This window comes from Pseudomonas sp. XP1 (assembly GCF_053557675.1).
Window position 1 is genome coordinate 64,845 of sequence record NZ_JBNRIJ010000017.1, and the last position, 17,518, is coordinate 82,362.

Annotated in this window: 17 protein-coding genes; 4 read left to right on the forward strand and 13 right to left on the reverse strand. The window is 62.9% G+C overall.

Going from position 1 to position 17,518, the window contains the following annotated elements; genetic code table 11:
• Positions 1-14: 14 nt before the first annotated feature.
• Entirely contained in the window at positions 15-1,064 is a 1,050-nt protein-coding gene (locus tag ACK1U9_RS16185; RefSeq protein WP_449110025.1) for a polyamine ABC transporter substrate-binding protein, read from the forward strand.
• Positions 1,065-1,077: 13 nt separating this feature from the next.
• Positions 1,078-2,373: an NAD(P)/FAD-dependent oxidoreductase gene (locus ACK1U9_RS16190; protein ID WP_196173921.1), complete on the forward strand. Its 1,296-nt coding sequence runs from the start codon at positions 1,078-1,080 to the stop codon at positions 2,371-2,373.
• A gap of 102 nt (positions 2,374-2,475) precedes the next feature.
• On the opposite strand, the gene ACK1U9_RS16195 is transcribed toward ACK1U9_RS16190, so the two are convergent.
• Positions 2,476-2,781 (reverse strand): helix-turn-helix domain-containing protein, encoded by a 306-nt coding sequence (locus ACK1U9_RS16195; protein WP_003260255.1) that lies wholly within the window; start codon positions 2,779-2,781, stop codon positions 2,476-2,478.
• Positions 2,762-3,145 carry a type II toxin-antitoxin system RelE/ParE family toxin gene (locus tag ACK1U9_RS16200; protein ID WP_046614230.1) on the reverse strand — a complete coding sequence of 128 codons (384 nt, stop codon included), beginning with the start codon at positions 3,143-3,145 and terminating at the stop codon, positions 2,762-2,764. Before ACK1U9_RS16200 ends, ACK1U9_RS16195 begins: the two co-directional genes overlap by 20 nt.
• Positions 3,146-3,356: 211 nt before the next feature.
• On the opposite strand from ACK1U9_RS16200, the gene ACK1U9_RS16205 reads away from it, so the two are divergent.
• Positions 3,357-4,034 (forward strand): DUF3313 domain-containing protein, encoded by a 678-nt coding sequence (locus ACK1U9_RS16205; protein WP_449110014.1) that lies wholly within the window; start codon positions 3,357-3,359, stop codon positions 4,032-4,034.
• Positions 4,035-4,174: 140 nt separating this feature from the next.
• On the opposite strand, the gene ACK1U9_RS16210 is transcribed toward ACK1U9_RS16205, so the two are convergent.
• Positions 4,175-5,551, reverse strand: a complete 1,377-nt coding sequence (locus ACK1U9_RS16210; RefSeq protein ID WP_322492741.1) for an L-serine ammonia-lyase — start codon at positions 5,549-5,551, stop codon at positions 4,175-4,177.
• Between the two features lie 146 nt (positions 5,552-5,697).
• On the opposite strand from ACK1U9_RS16210, the gene ACK1U9_RS16215 reads away from it, so the two are divergent.
• A complete protein-coding gene (locus ACK1U9_RS16215) occupies positions 5,698-6,639 on the forward strand; it encodes a LysR substrate-binding domain-containing protein (protein WP_046614233.1) in 942 nt (313 codons plus the stop codon).
• A 199-nt stretch (positions 6,640-6,838) separates the two neighbouring features.
• Here ACK1U9_RS16215 and ACK1U9_RS16220 read toward each other — a convergent pair whose 3' ends face one another.
• The 10 genes from ACK1U9_RS16220 to ACK1U9_RS16265 all read right to left on the reverse strand — a co-directional run bounded on the left by ACK1U9_RS16220 (position 6,839) and on the right by ACK1U9_RS16265 (position 17,423).
• Positions 6,839-8,260, reverse strand: a complete 1,422-nt coding sequence (locus ACK1U9_RS16220) for an undecaprenyl-phosphate glucose phosphotransferase (RefSeq protein WP_046614234.1) — start codon at positions 8,258-8,260, stop codon at positions 6,839-6,841.
• A gap of 157 nt (positions 8,261-8,417) precedes the next feature.
• Positions 8,418-9,170: a WecB/TagA/CpsF family glycosyltransferase gene (locus ACK1U9_RS16225; RefSeq protein WP_046614235.1), complete on the reverse strand. Its 753-nt coding sequence runs from the start codon at positions 9,168-9,170 to the stop codon at positions 8,418-8,420.
• Complete coding sequence (locus ACK1U9_RS16230; RefSeq protein ID WP_449110015.1) at positions 9,170-10,357, reverse strand: glycosyltransferase family 2 protein; 1,188 nt, start codon at positions 10,355-10,357, stop codon at positions 9,170-9,172. The genes ACK1U9_RS16225 and ACK1U9_RS16230 overlap by 1 nt, the downstream gene beginning before the upstream one ends.
• Positions 10,354-11,556, reverse strand: coding sequence for a glycosyltransferase (locus ACK1U9_RS16235; RefSeq protein WP_449110016.1), 1,203 nt, complete (start codon positions 11,554-11,556; stop codon positions 10,354-10,356). The genes ACK1U9_RS16230 and ACK1U9_RS16235 overlap by 4 nt, the downstream gene beginning before the upstream one ends.
• 60 nt (positions 11,557-11,616) lie before the next feature.
• Positions 11,617-12,621, reverse strand: coding sequence for a VirK/YbjX family protein (locus ACK1U9_RS16240; protein ID WP_449110026.1), 1,005 nt, complete (start codon positions 12,619-12,621; stop codon positions 11,617-11,619).
• Between the two features lie 147 nt (positions 12,622-12,768).
• On the reverse strand, positions 12,769-13,746 hold the full coding sequence (locus ACK1U9_RS16245; RefSeq protein ID WP_046614239.1) for a glycosyltransferase family 2 protein: 978 nt from the start codon (positions 13,744-13,746) through the stop codon (positions 12,769-12,771).
• 5 nt (positions 13,747-13,751) lie between these two features.
• Entirely contained in the window at positions 13,752-14,276 is a 525-nt protein-coding gene (locus tag ACK1U9_RS16250) for a serine O-acetyltransferase (protein WP_449110017.1), read from the reverse strand.
• Between the two features lie 8 nt (positions 14,277-14,284).
• Complete coding sequence (locus ACK1U9_RS16255) at positions 14,285-15,241, reverse strand: glycosyltransferase family 2 protein (RefSeq protein WP_046614241.1); 957 nt, start codon at positions 15,239-15,241, stop codon at positions 14,285-14,287.
• Positions 15,234-15,851, reverse strand: a complete 618-nt coding sequence (locus ACK1U9_RS16260; protein WP_196173919.1) for an acyltransferase — start codon at positions 15,849-15,851, stop codon at positions 15,234-15,236. The genes ACK1U9_RS16255 and ACK1U9_RS16260 overlap by 8 nt, the downstream gene beginning before the upstream one ends.
• Positions 15,852-15,956: 105 nt before the next feature.
• Positions 15,957-17,423, reverse strand: a complete 1,467-nt coding sequence (locus ACK1U9_RS16265) for an FAD-dependent oxidoreductase (RefSeq protein ID WP_449110018.1) — start codon at positions 17,421-17,423, stop codon at positions 15,957-15,959.
• Positions 17,424-17,518: the final 95 nt, after the last annotated feature.

Sequence of the window (17,518 nt, forward strand, 5' to 3'; positions counted from 1 at the left end):
CCGCCGCATTCACCCTGCTGTTCGCCACCAACACCCAGGCCACTCCCTCGGTCAGCGTGTACAACTGGACCGACTACATCGGTGACACCACCGTGGCCGACTTCCAGGCCAGCAGCGGGATCAAGGTGGTCTATGATGTGTTCGACTCCAACGAGACCCTCGAAGGCAAGCTGCTGGCCGGGCGCACCGGCTATGACGTGGTAGTGCCATCCAACCACTTCCTCGCACGCCAGGCCCAGGCCGGCGCCTTCCTGCCGCTGGACCGCAGCAAGCTACCGAACTGGCAGCACCTGGACCCCAAGCTGCTCAAGCAGCTTGAACAGAACGACCCGGGCAACCAGTACGCCGTACCCTACCTCTGGGGTACCAACGGGATCGGCTACAACATCGACAAGGTCAAGGCGGCCCTGGGCGTCGACCACATCGATTCATGGGCAGTGCTGTTCGAGCCCGAGAACCTGAAAAAGCTCAAGCAGTGCGGCGTGGCGTTCATGGACTCGCCCGACGAACTGTTCCCAGCCGTACTCAACTACCTGGGCATGGACCCGCGCAGCGAAAAACCGGCCGACTACGCCAAGGCGGAAGCCCGCCTGCTCGAACTGCGCCCCTACATCACCTACTTCCACTCCTCCAAGTACGTTTCCGACCTGGCCAATGGCGATGTCTGCGTGGCCTTCGGCTATTCCGGCGACGTGTTCCAGGCCGCCAACCGAGCTGTGGAGGCAAAAAACGGCGTGAAAGTCGCCTACAGCATCCCCAAGGAAGGCAGCAACCTGTGGTTCGACCTGCTGGCCATCCCCAAGGACGCCAACAACCCTGAACAGGCCTTGGCGTTCATCAACTACCTGCTCGACCCCAAGGTGATCGCCAAGGTCAGCGCCACGGTCGGCTATGCCAACGCCAACCCCGACGCCCAGGCCTACATGGACGCGTCGCTGGTGAACAACCCCGAGATCTACCCTCCCCAGGATGTGCTGGACAAGCTGTACATTTCCAGCACGCCAAGCCCGAAGATCATGCGCGTCATGACCCGCTCCTGGAGCAAGATCAAGTCCAACCGCTGAGTCGAGAGCGCCCATGTCATTCACTACTCAACACACCGCTTCGTACTATGCCGCGACGGCACGCGATGCGGCACCCTACCCCAGCCTGGACGGCGAACTGAGCGCCGATGTGTGCGTGGTCGGCGGCGGGCTGACCGGGGTCAATACCGCCCTGGAACTGGCCGAACGCGGGCTCTCGGTGGTGCTGCTTGAAGGCCGGCGAATCGGCTGGGGCGCCAGCGGCCGCAACGGCGGCCAGTTGATTCGCGGCATCGGCCATGACGTCAGCGGCTTTGCCCGGCATGTCGGCCAGGACGGCGTGCACTACCTGAAACAGGCCGGCATCGATTCGGTAACGCTGGTGGCCAGCCGCATCGCCCGGTACGGCATTGCCTGCGACCTGCGCTGGGGCTTCTGCGAACTGGCCAACACCCCTGCCCAGTTCGCCGCCTTCAAGGACGAACAGGACGACCTGGCCGCACTCGGTTATCGCCCCGAAACCCGCCTGGTCAGTGCCGACCAGCTGCATGAAATCGTCGCCAGCGACCAGTACGCCGGCGGCCTGGTGGACATGGGCTCGGGCCACCTGCACCCGCTTGACTTGGTCCAGGGCGAAGCCCGCGCCGCCCAAGGGCTGGGCGTACGCATCTTCGAGCAGAGCCCGGTGTTGCGCATCGAGCATGGCCCTCGCGTGACCCTGCACACGGCTCGTGGCAAGGTGCGGGCAGGCAGCTTGGTGCTGGGCTGCAACGCCCACCTCGATGAACTGGAACCACGCCTGAGCGGCAAGGTGCTGCCGGCCGGCAGCTACGTGGTGGCTACCGAGCCATTGCCCGAGTCACTGGCCAACAGCCTGATCCCGCAGAACATGGCGCTGTGCGACCAGAAAGTCGGCCTGGACTACTACCGCCTGACGGCAGACCGGCGCCTGCTGTTCGGCGGCGCCTGCCACTATTCCGGCCGCGACCCCAAGGACATCGCCGCCTACATGCGGCCCAAGGTGCTGAAGGTGTTCCCGCAGCTGGCCAACGTGCGTATCGACTACCAGTGGGGCGGCATGATCGGCATCACCGCCAACCGCTTCCCTCAGGTCGGGCGCCTAAGCCAGCACCCCAACGTTTACTACGCCCAGGGCTATTCCGGGCATGGGCTGAACGTGACGCACTGGACGGCGAAACTGTTGGCCGAAAGCATCGCCCTCGGCCACAGCCAGGGGCTGGACGTGTTCAGCGCCGTGCCACACCTGACCTTCCCCGGCGGCAAGGCATTACGCTCGCCGCTGCTGGCGCTGGGGATGTTGTGGTATCGATTGCGGGAGGTGCTGGGTTGACGTGGCAGCAGGCTTGCCTGCGAATCGGAAGTTAAAGGAAAATTTTCAAAAAATTCCGTAATTCACTGTTTTTAAAGGACTTTCAAAAATCAGACAAAGGACTCAAAGAAGAACCTGTAACCCTTTGTTTTTAATGATATTCAGCAGCTTCAAAGCCGGTCCCGATGGGCGTGTCTCGCCCTGCTCCCATTTGCGCACTGTCGATGCGCTCGTGTGCAAATGCATCGCAAAGACCGGCTGGCTGAAGTTGAGTGCCTCGCGCAAACGGCGTATGTCCAGTGCGCTGAAATCTCGCACTGGTGCAGGGCATAGCGCTTCGTAATCCCGAAGCGTGACCTTGCCGATCGCTCCGGCCTCGTGCAGAGCGACAAGGTCCTCGCGTAACGATTCAATCAGTTTGCTGCTCACAACATACCTCCATCAGCACACCCGCCTGCGACGCCCGGCAGAGCGCTAGCGGTGATAAATCCAGAAAGACTTTGCCAGCGAATCGCAGCGCTTTCTGTTCCTCCAAGGTGATATTTGCCTTGTCACTTTTGGCAAAGCCATGCAGGAAAACACATCGATTGCCAATGCGGGCGGAAAGAAGGGTTCGATAACCGCCGCGCTTTCCCGCACCATGCGCTGCCACGCGTTTTTTGAACAACTCACCACCCAGGCTCGCATCGACCAGGCCCCTGCACATCTCGTCCACTGCTTTACACAGCACTTCATCGCTGAGCCTGTGAGCGGCTTGCCAACGCGCGAAATCCTTGCGCTTGAAAATTTCCATCACCGGCCCCCAACCATACCCTTTACGGGCATAGTTTTCCAAGGGTGGCAGAAACTGAAAAGCCAGCGAGGTCCCAAGACACTGTAGGAATTTGCGCGTCTGGGAACATTACCGCAGCCAATTCCCATTACAGATTGAACCAGCCCACTGGCCAACTGTCGCGCACCTGCTAGCGTTGTTCTGGCCGACCTATCATGGATGCCTTTTCATCATGAAATCATTGCCCCGCATTACCCTGTTGTGCGCCGCACTGCTTACCATTGCCGCCTGCTCCAGCAATCGCGTGGACCCGAAGGACTACTCCGGCTTCCTCAAGGATTACAGCCGGCTGCAGGAAACCAAGAGCCCGTCGGGTGACCCGGTGATGCGCTGGATCGACCCCAAGATCAACGTCAACCAGTACAGCCAGGTGTTCATCGAGCCCAGCCAGTTCTACCCCAGGCCGCAGCCGACGGCGATCATCTCGGCGCAGACGCTGCAGGAAATCACCCGCTACTTCAACGAAGCGCTGCGCCGTGAAATGGGCAGCGTGGTACCGCTGGCCAAGGGCCCCGGCCCGGGCGTGATCGTGGTGCGCCCGGCCATTACTGCAGTGTCCACCAGCAACGAGGGCCTCAAGCCCTATGAGGTCATCCCCATCGCGCTGATTTCAGCCGGTGTGAACACCGCCATGGGCGGCCGGGACCAGGAGGTTGATGTCGGCGTGGAGGCGGCGTTCCTCGATGGTGCCAGCCAGAAAGTGCTGGCCCAGGTCGTGCGCAAGGGCACGGGGCAGGAACTGGAGAACAAGACCACGCAACTGACCCTGAACGACGTCAAGCCGGTGCTGGATGGCTGGGCCAAGGACATGCGCGCGAGCTTCCTGGAAGCGAAGCAGAAAGCCCGCTAAAGCCTCACTGGCACATGTAGGCGCGGCCTTGTGTCGCGATGGGGCGCGGAGCGGCCCCAGATGCAGGTATTCAAGCTGAAATCGCTGGGGCTGCTTCGCAGCCCTTTCGCGACACAAGGCCGCTCCTGCAGTTGACCGCGTCAGCATTCGACGAAGGCAACGGCCAGGCCACCGCGCGAAGTCTCCTTGTAGTTGGCATGCATGTCCGCCCCGGTATCACGCATGGTGCGGATCACCCGGTCGAGCGAGATGAAGTGCTCGCCATCCCCCCGCAGCGCCATCTGCACCGCGTTGATCGCTTTCACCGCAGCAATCGCGTTGCGCTCGATGCACGGCACCTGCACTAGGCCACCCACCGGGTCGCAGGTCAGCCCAAGGTTGTGTTCCAGGGCAATCTCGGCGGCATTTTCCAATTGCGGCGGCGTAGCGCCCAGCACCTGGGCCAGGCCGGCAGCGGCCATCGAACAGGCCGAGCCCACCTCGCCCTGGCAACCAACCTCGGCCCCGGAAATCGACGCGTTCTTCTTGCACAGGATGCCGACCGCCGCTGCCGCCAGCAGGAAGTCCACCACGTCCGCGTCGCACGCGCCCGGGTTGAACTTCATGTAGTAGTGCAGCACCGCCGGGATGATGCCTGCCGCACCGTTGGTAGGCGCTGTGACCATGCGCCCGCCGGCGGCGTTCTCTTCATTCACCGCCAGGGCGAACAGGTTGACCCATTCCATGGCGCTGAGGGTGGAACCGATCACGTTGGGCTTGCCCAGCTCCTGCAGGCTGCGATGCAGCCGCGCGGCGCGGCGTTTGACGTGCAACCCGCCCGGCAGGATGCCTTCGTTGCGCAGGCCATTGTCGACGCACTCACGCATGGCGGCCCAGATTCGCAGCAGGCCCTCGCGCACCTCGGCCTCTGGGCGCCATGCACATTCGTTGGCCATCATCAGCTGCGCCACGCTCAAGCCATGGGTCTTGCACAAGGCCAGCAACTGCGCAGCACTGTCGAACTCGTACGGCAGCGCCACAGCATTCGCTTCGACTGCTGGCGCATCGATCTCGGCTTGCTCGACGATAAAGCCACCGCCCACCGAATAGTAGGTCTGGCGCAACAGGCTACCCTGCCCGTCCATGGCTTCCAGGCTCATGGCATTGGGGTGGTACGGCAAGTTCTCGTCGAGCAGCAGCATGTCGCGGCTGTACTCGAACGCCAGCGGGTGGCTGCCATCGAGCATCAGGCAGTGCTCCTGCATCACCTGGCCAATGCGCGACTCGATGGTGGCCGGGTCGATACGGTCGGGCCATTGCCCCATGAGGCCAAGCAGGCAGGCGCGATCGGTGGCGTGACCAACCCCGGTGGCCGACAGCGAGCCGTACAACCGCACCTCGACACGGCTTGCCCGGGCCAGCAGCCCCTGTTCGCGCAGGGCCTGGGCAAAGGTAGCCGCCGCCCGCATCGGGCCGACGGTGTGGGAACTGGACGGCCCGATGCCGATTTTGAAAAGGTCGAAAACACTGATAGCCATGCTAATGCCTGACCGTACCCGAGTATGAAGCCGCGGCACGGTTATCTGGAAAAATTGAGCGGTATTGCGATTTTGCGCGATACTGCCGCGCTGGCTCATGGATGACCAACGAAACTTCCTAAGCAAGGCTTTAGTGGTACTAAACGATGCGACGTCAACTCAATGGCCAGACCTTCGTCTGGCTACACGTGTTCGCCTGTGCGGCCCGGCACTTGTCTTTCACCCGCTGTGCCGAAGAGCTGCACATCACTCCGGGCGCCGTCAGCCAACAGATGCGCCAGCTGGAGGAGCGCCTGGGCTATCGGCTGTTCCTGCGCCGGGCGCGCGGCGTGGAACTGAGCGCCGAAGGGCAACGCCTGGCGCAGACAGTGACCGAAGCCTACGGCAGCATCGAAGCCGAACTGGTGCGCCTGGACGCTGGGGAAATCCGCGGCACCTTGCGCCTGCGCTCGATCCCGTCGTTCCTGGCCAAATGGCTCACGCCTCGCCTGCCGCGCTTTCAACAACGCTACCCGGACATCGAACTGCGCCTGGTGGCCGAAGACAGTGCACAAGCGTTGACCCCGGGCGATTTCGACCTGGCCATCGACCTGAACGATGGCAGCTACCCCGGCATGCTCTCGACGCCGCTGCTGGACGAGCAGATCTTCCCCGTGTGCTCCCCCACCTTGCTGCGTGGGCGCCCACCACTGCACGGGCCGGCAGACCTTGCCCACTACCCGCTGCTGCACGACATCACGGCCTGGCGCGGCAGTTCGGAATATGCCGAATGGGAGTTCTACCTGGAGGGCATAGGCGCCGCCGGCCTGGATGTACGGCGCGGGCACACCTTCAATCGCAACCACCTCACCATCGAGGCGGCCATTGCCGGCATTGGCGTGGCGATTGCCCGGCGCACGCTGCTCAACGACGAACTGGAGCGCGGGGCGCTGATCGTGCCGTTCGGGGTGCCGATCGCCAATCACAAGCGCTATGTGGTGCATTACCCGCCGGGTGGGCTGAACCAGCCGGGGGCGCGGGCGGTGCATGACTGGCTGGTGGAGGAAGCGCGGGGGTTCAGGGAGCTGCACCCGCTGAACAAGGACTAGGCCAGCCAAGAGCGCTTGCACACTTTCATGGAATTACGAGTGACTCATTGAATTGGCAGGGACCCTGTGGGAGCGGCCTTAGCCGCGAACACCGGCACAGCCGGTGCCATGCACCGTGTTGGATTCTTCGCGGGTAAACCCGCTCCCACAGGGTGCGCAGGGTGCATACGAAATTTGCTCCTTTACCGACAGTGCTGTGTCAGTAGGCCTGCTTGCCGGTAAAGGCGCTGAGTGTGCGCACCAGAATCACGAAATCCAGCCACAACGACCAGTTGTTGATGTACTCGATGTCCGAGTCCACCCGCTGGATCATCTGCTCGATATCCCTGGTCTCGCCCCTGAAACCGCGCACCTGCGCCAGGCCGGTCATGCCAGGCTTGATATTGTGGCGGGCAAAGTAATCGACGATGTCCTGCGAATACAACGTGTCATGTTGCAACGCATGCGGCCGCGGCCCGACCAGCGACATCTCCCCGGTCAGCACATTGAACAACTGCGGCAGTTCATCCAGGCTGGTGCGGCGAATGAAGGCGCCGACCCGGGTCAGCCGCGGGTCATTTCTCTGCGCCTGCCTCACCACGCCCTCTTCCGGCTGATGGACATGCATGCTCCTGAACTTCCAGATGCGAAATGCTTCGCCAGTCCAGCCGGTGCGTTCCTGGCGGAAGAACACCGGGCCGCGGCTATCGAGCTTGATGGCCAGCGCAATGGCCAGCAACACCGGCGATGCAAGCAACAGGATCAGCGCCGCCAATACCCTGTCCTCGAGGTTCTTGAGGAACAGGCTCATGCCCGTCAGCGGCGTTTCCGACAGGGTCAGTACGGGAATGCCGGCAATTTCCCGTACGCTGTGGTTGATCAGGCGCAACGAGAAAATATCCGGCACCCAGTTCACCGCAATGCACTTGTCGAGCAACTTGAGATACACATCGTTGATGACCTCGGAACCGCCCAGCGGGGTTACCAGATACACCGTGCGGATGCCGTGGCGAGCCACGATATCGTCGAGTTCGGCAACATGCCCGAGCACCGGCATGCGCTGCTTGCCTTCGGTGCTTTCGCGCCCTGGCTCATCGGCGCTGTCGATCAGCACGCACCCCAGCACACGCTCGCCGAACCAAGGGTTGTTGCTGATTTTCTGGTACAGGAAGTTGGCCAGGTCGCCGGCGCCGATGATCAGGGCGTTGTCCAGGCGCGCATGGGCGGTGAAGCGCTTTTGCAATTCACGCACGGCAAAGTGCAGGAACAACTGGGCGATGTAGCCAATGATGAACAACTGCACGACCAGCAGCCGCGAATAGGTTTCACTCTGTTTGGCCAGGAAGGCCATGACCACCAGGAAGCAAAAGGTTACCGACCAGGCCTTGAACAGCCGGAAAGCCTTGATGGAAAGGCCGACATTGGTACGGTAGATCGCATAGTGGTCGTAGATGACTGCCAGGGCGCCCACCAGCAACAGCAGCATGATCACGTAATCAGAGGTGATGTAGCCAAACTTGTCGTAGATCAGGTACCAGGCGATACCGGTGACTGCAATCCCATCTAGGCCGGCCTGAATGGCGTTACTTACGCTGCTTCTTCTCTGCAACAAGGAACGACTGCTTCTTGGCTCTAGAACCATTTCAGACCTCATCAATTTGCGTGCAGCAAGTGCCTTCCACAAACCAGCAAGACTTGACAACGGCTCATGCAAAGCCCGTGAAGCGAAATCCTGCAGCCCCGCCCCTTTGATCTCACTGTAGCAGCCACACGCCATCAGTGTGCGCGGATTCTGCCGCTCAAACGGGGTGCCTGGCCGCCCCGCCGTCACGGCGGTACAGCAAGGTACGCAGCAGGAACAACGGGTTACCCACCACATAGCGCATGAACAAACGCTTTGGCTCGCGCAACAGCCGATATAGCCATTCCCCGCCCAACCGCCGCAACCACACGGGCGCCCGGCTGACCTTGCCACCGAGGAAGTCCAGGATCGCGCCACCGCACACGATCAGGCAAGGCGCGCCAGTGGCCGCCAGCCTTGCCGCCACAACCTCCTGCCTGGGCATGCCCATGCCCAGCACGATCAGCTCCGGTTGTAGCTCGCTGGCCAGTTGCAGATAGGTATCGACGCTGGCAAAACCATCGTGGACCGACACCGGTACCACCCCGAACCTGGTTGCGCTGCGCTGCACGGCCTGGTCGAGGTAGGGTTGCCGGGTGCCCCAGAACGCGACCCGCCGCCCACGGTAGGCGGCCAGGAGCCGAGGAATGAAGTCGGTGCCATTCATGTTGAGGCCTGGTTCAAGCCCCAACCGGCGATACAGAATCGCCATGCCGGAACCGTCGCGCAGTAGCACGTCGGCCGCCGACAACGCCTGGTGGCAGGCGCCATCGCGAACCACCAGGTTCATTGCATGGGCATTGACGAAGCCCAGCACGGTCGGAGCCTGCGGGGCGGTGAGCCTGTCCAGCAGGCGCTGCGCGGCAGTGGCATCCGCCACCACCTCGAGCTTGCCGACAAGGGTGTTCCAGCGTTTCTGCCATTCAGCCATCAGTCTTCATCCCGTTTCGAACGTACCCATTCAACCTGGCGCTTGATCAGGAACCCCAGATACAAGGGGACCTTCCTTGCGGCGTAAAACGGCGCATACAGCAGCACGGAAAACGGAATCAGCTCGCGACAGAAGCGCGCCCAGGCCAGTGCAACGGCAAGACCGAGCAATGCCAACGCGCAAAGAGCGATCCAGGCAGGTGCCGCCAGCCCGAACAGCAGGTATGCCAGCCAGGCCACCAGGTTGAGCCCGAGCAGGCTCAGTACCAGCAACGCCAGGGGCGGCACCAGCAGGTCCAGGGTCATGGCCAGCAAGCTGCCGTTACGCTGGTTGACTGCGGCCAGCGCACGCCTGGGCGCATCGGCCAGCATCAGGCTCAGGTGCCCATGCTCCCAGCGGGTGCGCTGGCTACCCAGGCCTTGCCGACTGGCAGGGAACCGGCTGCTTACCACGGCCTCGGGGCAGAACACTGGAGGCTTGCCCTCCTGGCAAAGGTCCAGGCCCAGCTTCACGTCCTCCACCAGGTGCCCGTTGGCCAGGTCGATCAAGGCCAGGTCACGCCAGCCGAACGCCATGCCGGCGCCCATCAACTGGCAAGGCAGGCCCAGGCGTGCCCAACCACGCGGGCGCACCAGGTTCTTGACCCGCCAGGCGAACTCGGCAACCTGCACTGTCAGCCCGGCCCCTGCCGGTGCGTGCATCAGGTACAGCGCCTGCACCGGGCGCGCGACCTCGTGGCAGCGCCGCGCCAGGCGCTCGATTGCCCCCTCGCCCACCTGGCAGTCGGCATCCACCACGATCACCACTTCGGGCGGCTGGCTGGCCAGGTGGCGCACGCCAAAGTCCAGTGCGTAGCCCTTGCCGCGCAACCGCGCATCGCGGCGCTCCACCACTTCGGCACCCGCCTCGCGCGCCAGTTGCGCGGTGTCGTCCGTGCAGTTGTCCGCCACCACCAGCAAGCGGTCGCCAGGGCGCAACTGCGGGGCAATGCTCGCCAGCGCGGCAGCAATCGTCGAAGCCTCGTCATGGGCTGGCACCAGCACTGCCACCTGCGGACGAGCGTTGTTGCCCAACGGCTGCGAGCGCGCAGGCAGGCAGGCCATCAGCACCTGCACCAACAGCAGCAGCACCGGCAACAGGGCGATGGCCGCCAGCATGCCCAACGTCCAAGCCAATACACTCATCATGCGGATGCCTTGAAATAGCTGGCCAGCCTGGCCGCTTCGGTATCGATGTCGTGCCGTTGCAGTACACGCTGGCGTGCCGCCTCGCCCATGCGCTGCAGCGTTTCGGCAGGTTGCGCCAGGCAGTCGGCCATGGCCGCCGCCAGTTCGTCCACGGCGCCGGCAGGGAACAACCAGCCGTTCTCGGCCGGCCGCACCAGCTCTGGAATGCCTGCCACATAGGTGGTCAGCACTGGCCGGCGCAAGGCCATGGCCTCCATGATGACTACTGGCAAACCTTCGGCAAAGCTGGGCAGCACCAGCGCACGCGCCGCAAGGATTTCCTCGCGCACCTGTGCGCTGCTGATCCAGCCGGTGATGCGCACCTGCTGCTGCAAGCCATGCCGTGCAATCAACGCCTCGATCTGCCCACGCATCTCGCCGTCGCCGGCCAGCACCAGCTCGAAGGTGATCGACCGCGCAGCCAGTAGCCGGGCGGCTTCGAGCAACAGCAACTGGCCTTTCTGCTCGCACAGGCGGCCGACGCACACCAGGCGTGGTGCCGTGGGCACGCTGACCGGCGCCACCTCATGGAAACTGCGCTCGAGGCCGCAATGCACCACCTTCACCTTGGCCCAGTGGTCGTGTGCGACCCAGCGAAACAACTGGCTGCGCCCGTACGAGCTGACCGCCGCAACAAATGCGGCACGCCGCACCTTCTCGCCCATGTGCAGGAACTGCGGCTTGTCGAACTCTTCCGGCCCGTGCACGGTAAAGCTGTAGGCTGGCCCGCCCAGCACGTTGGCCAGCATCACCACCTCTGTGGAGTTGGTACCGAAATGTGCGTGCACATGGTTTGCCTGGCCTGCCTGCAACCACTGCAGTACCTGGCAGGCCTCGGCCAGGTAGACCAGATGGTAGGGCCAGGCGCGGTCGGCCCGCAGACCAAGGCGCATGGCCAGCCACAGCGCCCGGAAGAACCGGCGCGGCTGTGCGCGGAACACTTGCCAGGCCGGCGCCAGCAAACCCTTGACGCCACGCTGCAGCACATAGCGGGTCCTGGTCCGTTCGCTCGCATCCTCGGCGTCCTGCAGCTCGGCGTCCCACCCGCGCAGGGCAATACGCTGCACCTCTACCCCCTGGCGCTCCAGCGCCAGGATCTCGCGGCGGATGAAACTGTGGCTTACCTTCGGGTACTGGTTTATGAAGTAGGCAATGCGCATAGGAATCCAGATCAAGACCCGCGTAGTGAACCTTCATGCCTGCCGCGGCAGGGCCGGCCGTTACTTCAGGCTGTCGACTATCGGCGGCCGGCGACCCGCCGATGCCACCTCGTCAGATGCATCCCCCTGTTCACCTTGTAGCCCAAGGTTGTGGCCGCTGCCTGGCAACATGGCTTGCAAGCGCGCGAAAACGTCGTCGAGCAATGCCTGGCGGCGGCGGTACATTGCCCGCTTTTTTGCCGGGATGTCCTGTTCCGCCCGCCGTGCCGCAGCCAGCGAAAGGGCGAAGAAGTCGGCATGGTTCGATGCGGTAGCACCGTGTTCCAGCCAGATCGTGTCATAGTTGGCCGCCAGGTCCTGGCCTTTGTCATTGCCAAAATACGCGTGCCGATGATGGCGGCAGGCATCACTGACGGCATACAGGTGTGTCACGCCCAGGGTCCTGGCCAGGCACTTCAAGGCCTCGATCAGCAGGCTGCGTGGGCGCAGCCCTTCGAAATCCTTGGTCAGGTCGCGGTAGATGGCCAGTGAGGTTTCGCTGTCGATACCCTTGTGGATGCCCTGCACGGCACCGATGAACAGGCACAGTTCGCCCTGGCTGCGGCACAGGCTGAACGCCAGGGATGCCACGCGCAGGTCGCCCTGGAACAGGTTCAATACCAACTCGCCTTCGCGCTTGAACCAGATCGGCCGGTCCAGTACCAGGCGGCAGCCCGGCGAATGGCTGGACAGCTCGCACAGCGTCAGGCTTTCGTCCCGCCCCAGCAGCAACAGCGCCGGAAACTGCCCGGCCAGCACTTCGAAGTGCGAAGCCAGCACCTCGAGGCGGTGCGGGGCTTCCCAGCATTTGCTGAGGTAAGGCCACTGCACGACACCGATGCAATCCACCCCCAGCCGCTGCAAACCTTGCGCGCCCAGCGTCGCCTTCATGCGATGCAGGAACGCATTCAGCTCGGGCCATTGCCTGGCAATCTGCAGCGTCAACTTGCGCTTGTTGTTCAGCGCCCGCAACGAGTAGCCCGGTTGCAAGGTAAACACGCTTTTCACGATCATGCCGAGCATCATGGGCCTCTTTCTCATGGAACTGCACATAACTCATTGAATTAGCATGGGTCCTGTGGGACAGGCTGAAGCCGCTCCCACAGGGTGCGCGGACTGCTTGCCAACTCAGTTCTCTGCGCGACAGCACGCCGCAAAGGGCTGGGTGATCTTTCACTTGTACTCGATCAACGTCGATTTGCCGGCCGCGATGCGGTGGCGCAAGAATTTCAGTTGCCCGAGCATTTCCGGAAACTTGCCCAATACCAGGAACACCGCCTGTAGCCAGTTCTCCCGCACCGACTTGCCACCACGGCGGGCCAGGCGTACGGCCTGCAGTGGGTAGACTAACAGCAGCAGCAGGCTCCAGCCCCCCAGCAACAGCCAGGCCAGCACGATCCCCATGGGGATGACCAGCCCCCACAGCCAGGCCCGGCGCGATTCGCGCAGCCAGTGCCGCTCGGGCGGCTGACCATGCAGGTAAGCCCCTTCGGCATAGGCGTGGCCAGCGCGCAGGCTACGCCGCCACCATTGGCTGAAACGGGTCATGGCGGCGTCGTGCAGGGTCATCTCGGCGTCCAGGCGCCAGACTTTCCAACCCTTTGCCCGCAGGCGCACGCACAGTTCGGGCTCTTCTCCAGCGATCAGCTCGGGGCGAAAGCCGCCGACGGCGGCAAAGGCATCGACCCGCATCAGAGCATCGCCACCACACGCCTTGGCTTCGCCGATGGGGGTGTCCCACTCCAGGTCGCACAACAGGTTGTACACCGACCGCTGGGGGAAGCGCTCGCGTCGGCGGCCACACACCACTGCAACGTCGGGATGGTCGTCGAGAAACGCTTGCGCCGCGGCCAGCCAGCCGCCATCCACCTCGCAGTCGCCATCGACGAACTGCACCAGCTGCATGGACGGCAGCCGCCGCTGCAAGGCAAAAAAGCCTTCGTTGCGGGCGCGTGCGGCAGTGAACGGGGTGCCCATGTCCAGCGCCAGTACCTCTACCCCCAGGCTGCGGGCCAAGTGCGGTGAGCCATCGGTGGAGCCCGAGTCGACGTACATGACCTTGTCCGCCCCCTGCTGCAGCGAAAGCAGGCAACGCTGCAGGCGCTGGCCTTCGTTGCGGCCAATCACCACCACACCGACCCCGCTCGCCATGGGCCTCACTCGACAGGCGCCTTGGCGGCCGGCTGCCTGGCCTTGATGATGGCCGGCACCCCCACCGCCAGCGAATTGTCCGGCACATCCACCAGTACAACGGCATTGGCCCCGATGATCACGTCGTTGCCGATACGGATGCTACCCAGCACCTTGGCCCCGGTACCGATATCGACGTTGTTGCCGAACACCGGTGCTATCGGCCCGCTGACGTTCTTCAGGCCCACCACCACCCCATTGCGAATACGGCAGTCATCGCCAAAGCGGGCATAGCCGCTGATGACGATGCCGCCAAAATGGTCGATGACGAAGTTGCGGCCGATCACCACTTCGCACGGCAGCTCCACACCCGTGATGATCTGCACGAACTTGAACAGGACCTTGTAGATGAGCGAAAACAGCTTGCGCAGCAATGCCGGGCGCACCCCGTAGCGCCAGCGGCCGAAGCGGTACACCAGCAGTACCCAGAAGCCCTGGGCGCCCCAGTCACCGCCATGGGCACGCAGGTCGGCACGTACATTCTCGAACATGGCTACACCTACCTTGTCGGTTGGCTGGCGTAACGGGTCTTGAACAGCAGAGACCAGGTCGCCCGGCAGTGACGCCAGCAGGCCTGTATCGCGCCCCGGCCGCGTCGTTTCAACAGCGCCTTCAGAGCCAGCACCAGGTCGCCCACGGTGACCAGCAGCATGTGCAGGGCAAGCCCTGCCAGCCCGTGATGCTTGCGAAAGTAAAGCAGCTCGCTTTCGATCTGGTATGACGAAATCTGCCGGCTGGCTGCCTCCAGTTCGGCCACCGATCGGGAGCTTTCTCCCCCGATGTGCACCACCGTGGTATGCGGGTAGAACACCACCTTCCAGCCTGCCGCCTTCACCCGCTTGCAGTGGTCGACCTCCTCGTAATAAAGAAAGTAACGCGGGTCGAACAGGCCTACCTGGTCGAGCACTTCGCGGCGCACCAGATAGAAGCAGCCAGGCAGCCAGTCGCACTCGCGTACCGAAGCGTGGTCCCAGTTCATTTCGTCGACCATCTTCAAGCCGGGGAACAAGCGCCCCAGCCCGGTACGCCCGACGAACACGTTGAGCGGTGTGGGGAAGTAGCGGCAACTGGGCTGCAGGTCACCGTCGCGACCCTCCAGGCGCACCCCCAGCACTCCGCACTCCGGGTGGGTTTCCATGTAGTCGAGGGTTTTCTGCAGGGAATCGGCGGCGACGAAAGCGTCGGTGTTCAGCAGCAAGGCGTACTTGCCCTTCAGGTGCGCCAGCAGCTGGTTGTTGGCCCGGCCAAACCCCACGTTCTGCTTGTTGCTCAGCAGCAGCGCCTGCGGGCACACCTCGGCCATGCGCTGCAGCGAGTCATCGACCGAGGCGTTGTCCACCACCAGGTAACTGGCCAGCCGTTCGCTGTCGGCCCGGCGCAGCGCGTCGAACATCGGCTGCAGCAGCCCGGCCGTGTTGAAGTTGACCACCATGACGTCCACAGGTTTGCTAGCCATGGTTGCCATCCCCGAAGAAATACTGGCGCCTTTGCGCCATCAGCAGCGGCTCCAGCAGCGGGTCATAGGCGCCATTGCGCTGCTTGATCAGTTCGATCCACGGGTAGGCTTCGCAACGTGCCTCGACCCGTTTTATCAACGCCTCGGTGGTGCAGATGAACTCTGCGGGGTTGCCACCAAACACCGTGCCCGGCGGCACGTCCTTGGTGACTACGGCACCGGCGGCCACGATGGACTCAGGGCCGATGGTCACGCGCGGCATGACGATCGCACCATGGCCGATGAAGCAATTGTCCTTTATGTCGATGAAACCGACCGAATCCAGGTGCTTGCCGAAGCGATGTTCGATCAGCAGTACCACCCCGTCATGACCGATCAGCGTGCAGTCGGACAGGCCCACACTGTTGCCGATGCGAACCAGCGAGGGGTCCAGGAACCTGCAGCCTGTATTGACATAGAAGTTGCTGCCTACCGAGTGAAAGTTGCCCCAGCGCGTCAGGTAGGCCCCCCACTCAAGCCCGGAAGGTTTGCAAAACTTCCGGTAAAACGCACTTCCTCGCCCCGTTGCGTGGACATAGTGCATCACTGCCTTGCGTATCCATCCTTTCATGCTGCCCGCCTCGCAATCAAAGCAATCTGGACTGTTCCTGAGGCGCATCCGGTCTCGTTCTTGTGGGTGCTGACCGCAGCGCACTCAACCCATGTACAACCTGCATCACGCCACGGCGTGCCTGGCCGAACTCATCCTGGTATCGAGGTGGTCGGCCAGGCGTAACGCAAACTGCAGCAGCGGCATGGTCGGGTTGGAAGCGCCACCCGTGGCAAAGATGCTGCTGCCGGCGACGTAAAGGTTCTCGGTGCCGAACACCTTGCAGTTGCTGTCGACAACACCGAATTGCGCCGACGATGCCATGCGCGTGGTCCCCATGTGGTGGGCATGCGGCGACAACTTCAGCGGTATCGAAGTGTCATGAACGAAGTCGTTGAGCTTGACGAAGCCCAGGTTCATGTCAGCCCACTGCTTGGCCAATTCGCTACCAATGCACTTGATGGTGTGGCGGTCATCTGCGGTCAGTGCCCAATTGACATTGACCTTGGCCACGCCCAGTGCGTCCTTCTCATCCAGCAGCGAAATGCGGCTGTGCAGGTTGGGGAACTGCTCGATCATGGTGCTGATCACGCCGTCACCTGGGCAACTGAAGCTGGCCACGAAGGCGATCTTGCTGGCAACGCCCATGTCACAGGCCAGGTTCTCCAGAAAATGCTTGACCTCGGCAGTACGACCATAGGTTTGTACATCGGCCAGCAAGGCGGCCCGGACATTGCCTTTACCTGCCTTGTATTCTTCAACGAAGGCATCGGTGGTGTAGTACTCGCGCGGCTCAGCGGCCAGCCCCGACTTGAGGATGAAGGTTCCAAGGTCAATGTTCAGGTGCTCCATGAAGCACCCGCCGACCAGCCCGTCCTTGCTCACGACCCCGGCTGCCACCAAGGACTCACTGTTGAGCAGTTGCCGGGCATTCTCGATGGCGCCAGTGGCCAGTATGAAGTTTCTCGCCACCAGGCGCTGGCGATTGCATGCGTAATCGGACAGGACGACTGCAGCCAGATGGCCGGAAGCCTGGTCAAATTCCAGGTTCACGCAATTGCAGTTGATGAAGACATCCAGGCCTTCGGTCTGCTCGAGGGCCGTAGCGTATTTCTGCGCAAAACGGGTTGGCGGACTGAGCAGAAAGCGGTCCGGCTCGAAGTCCCCCCCATCCAGGCCACTGTTCAACGCGTGAAAATCCGACCCGGGCGGCAGGTCGACGATGTCCATCGCAGCTGGCAGGTAGCCTGCAATCTCCGAATAGGGAATGGGCCAGCCAGGCAAATCACCAGGGGGGGGAATGGAGAAGTCCGAGGGGCTGAACGGCCGGCAACGGCCTGCCCAATGGTTGGAGGTCCCGCCCAGGTAACGCAAGCGCGCTTCCTTGGCATACAGCTCCAGGCCGGTGGATGCACAGGCGTACAAGGCTTGCGAGTTCGCCGAGAACTCACGCCCGCCGCCTTCGGCAAGCAGTACGCTCCAGCCGGCGGCGGCCAGGCGCAAGCCCAGGGTGATGCCTGCCGGGCCGGCGCCGATGATGCAGACATCATAGCTGTCGCGCAGCGCCTTCTGCTGCTGATAGTCCTTGATCATGCGTGGTCGTTCCGGAAGTAACGGGACGGCAATACCCAGCCGTTGATTACGACGAATCCGGCTTTGTCAGCGGGTTGGCTGGCAACGGTAGCCGT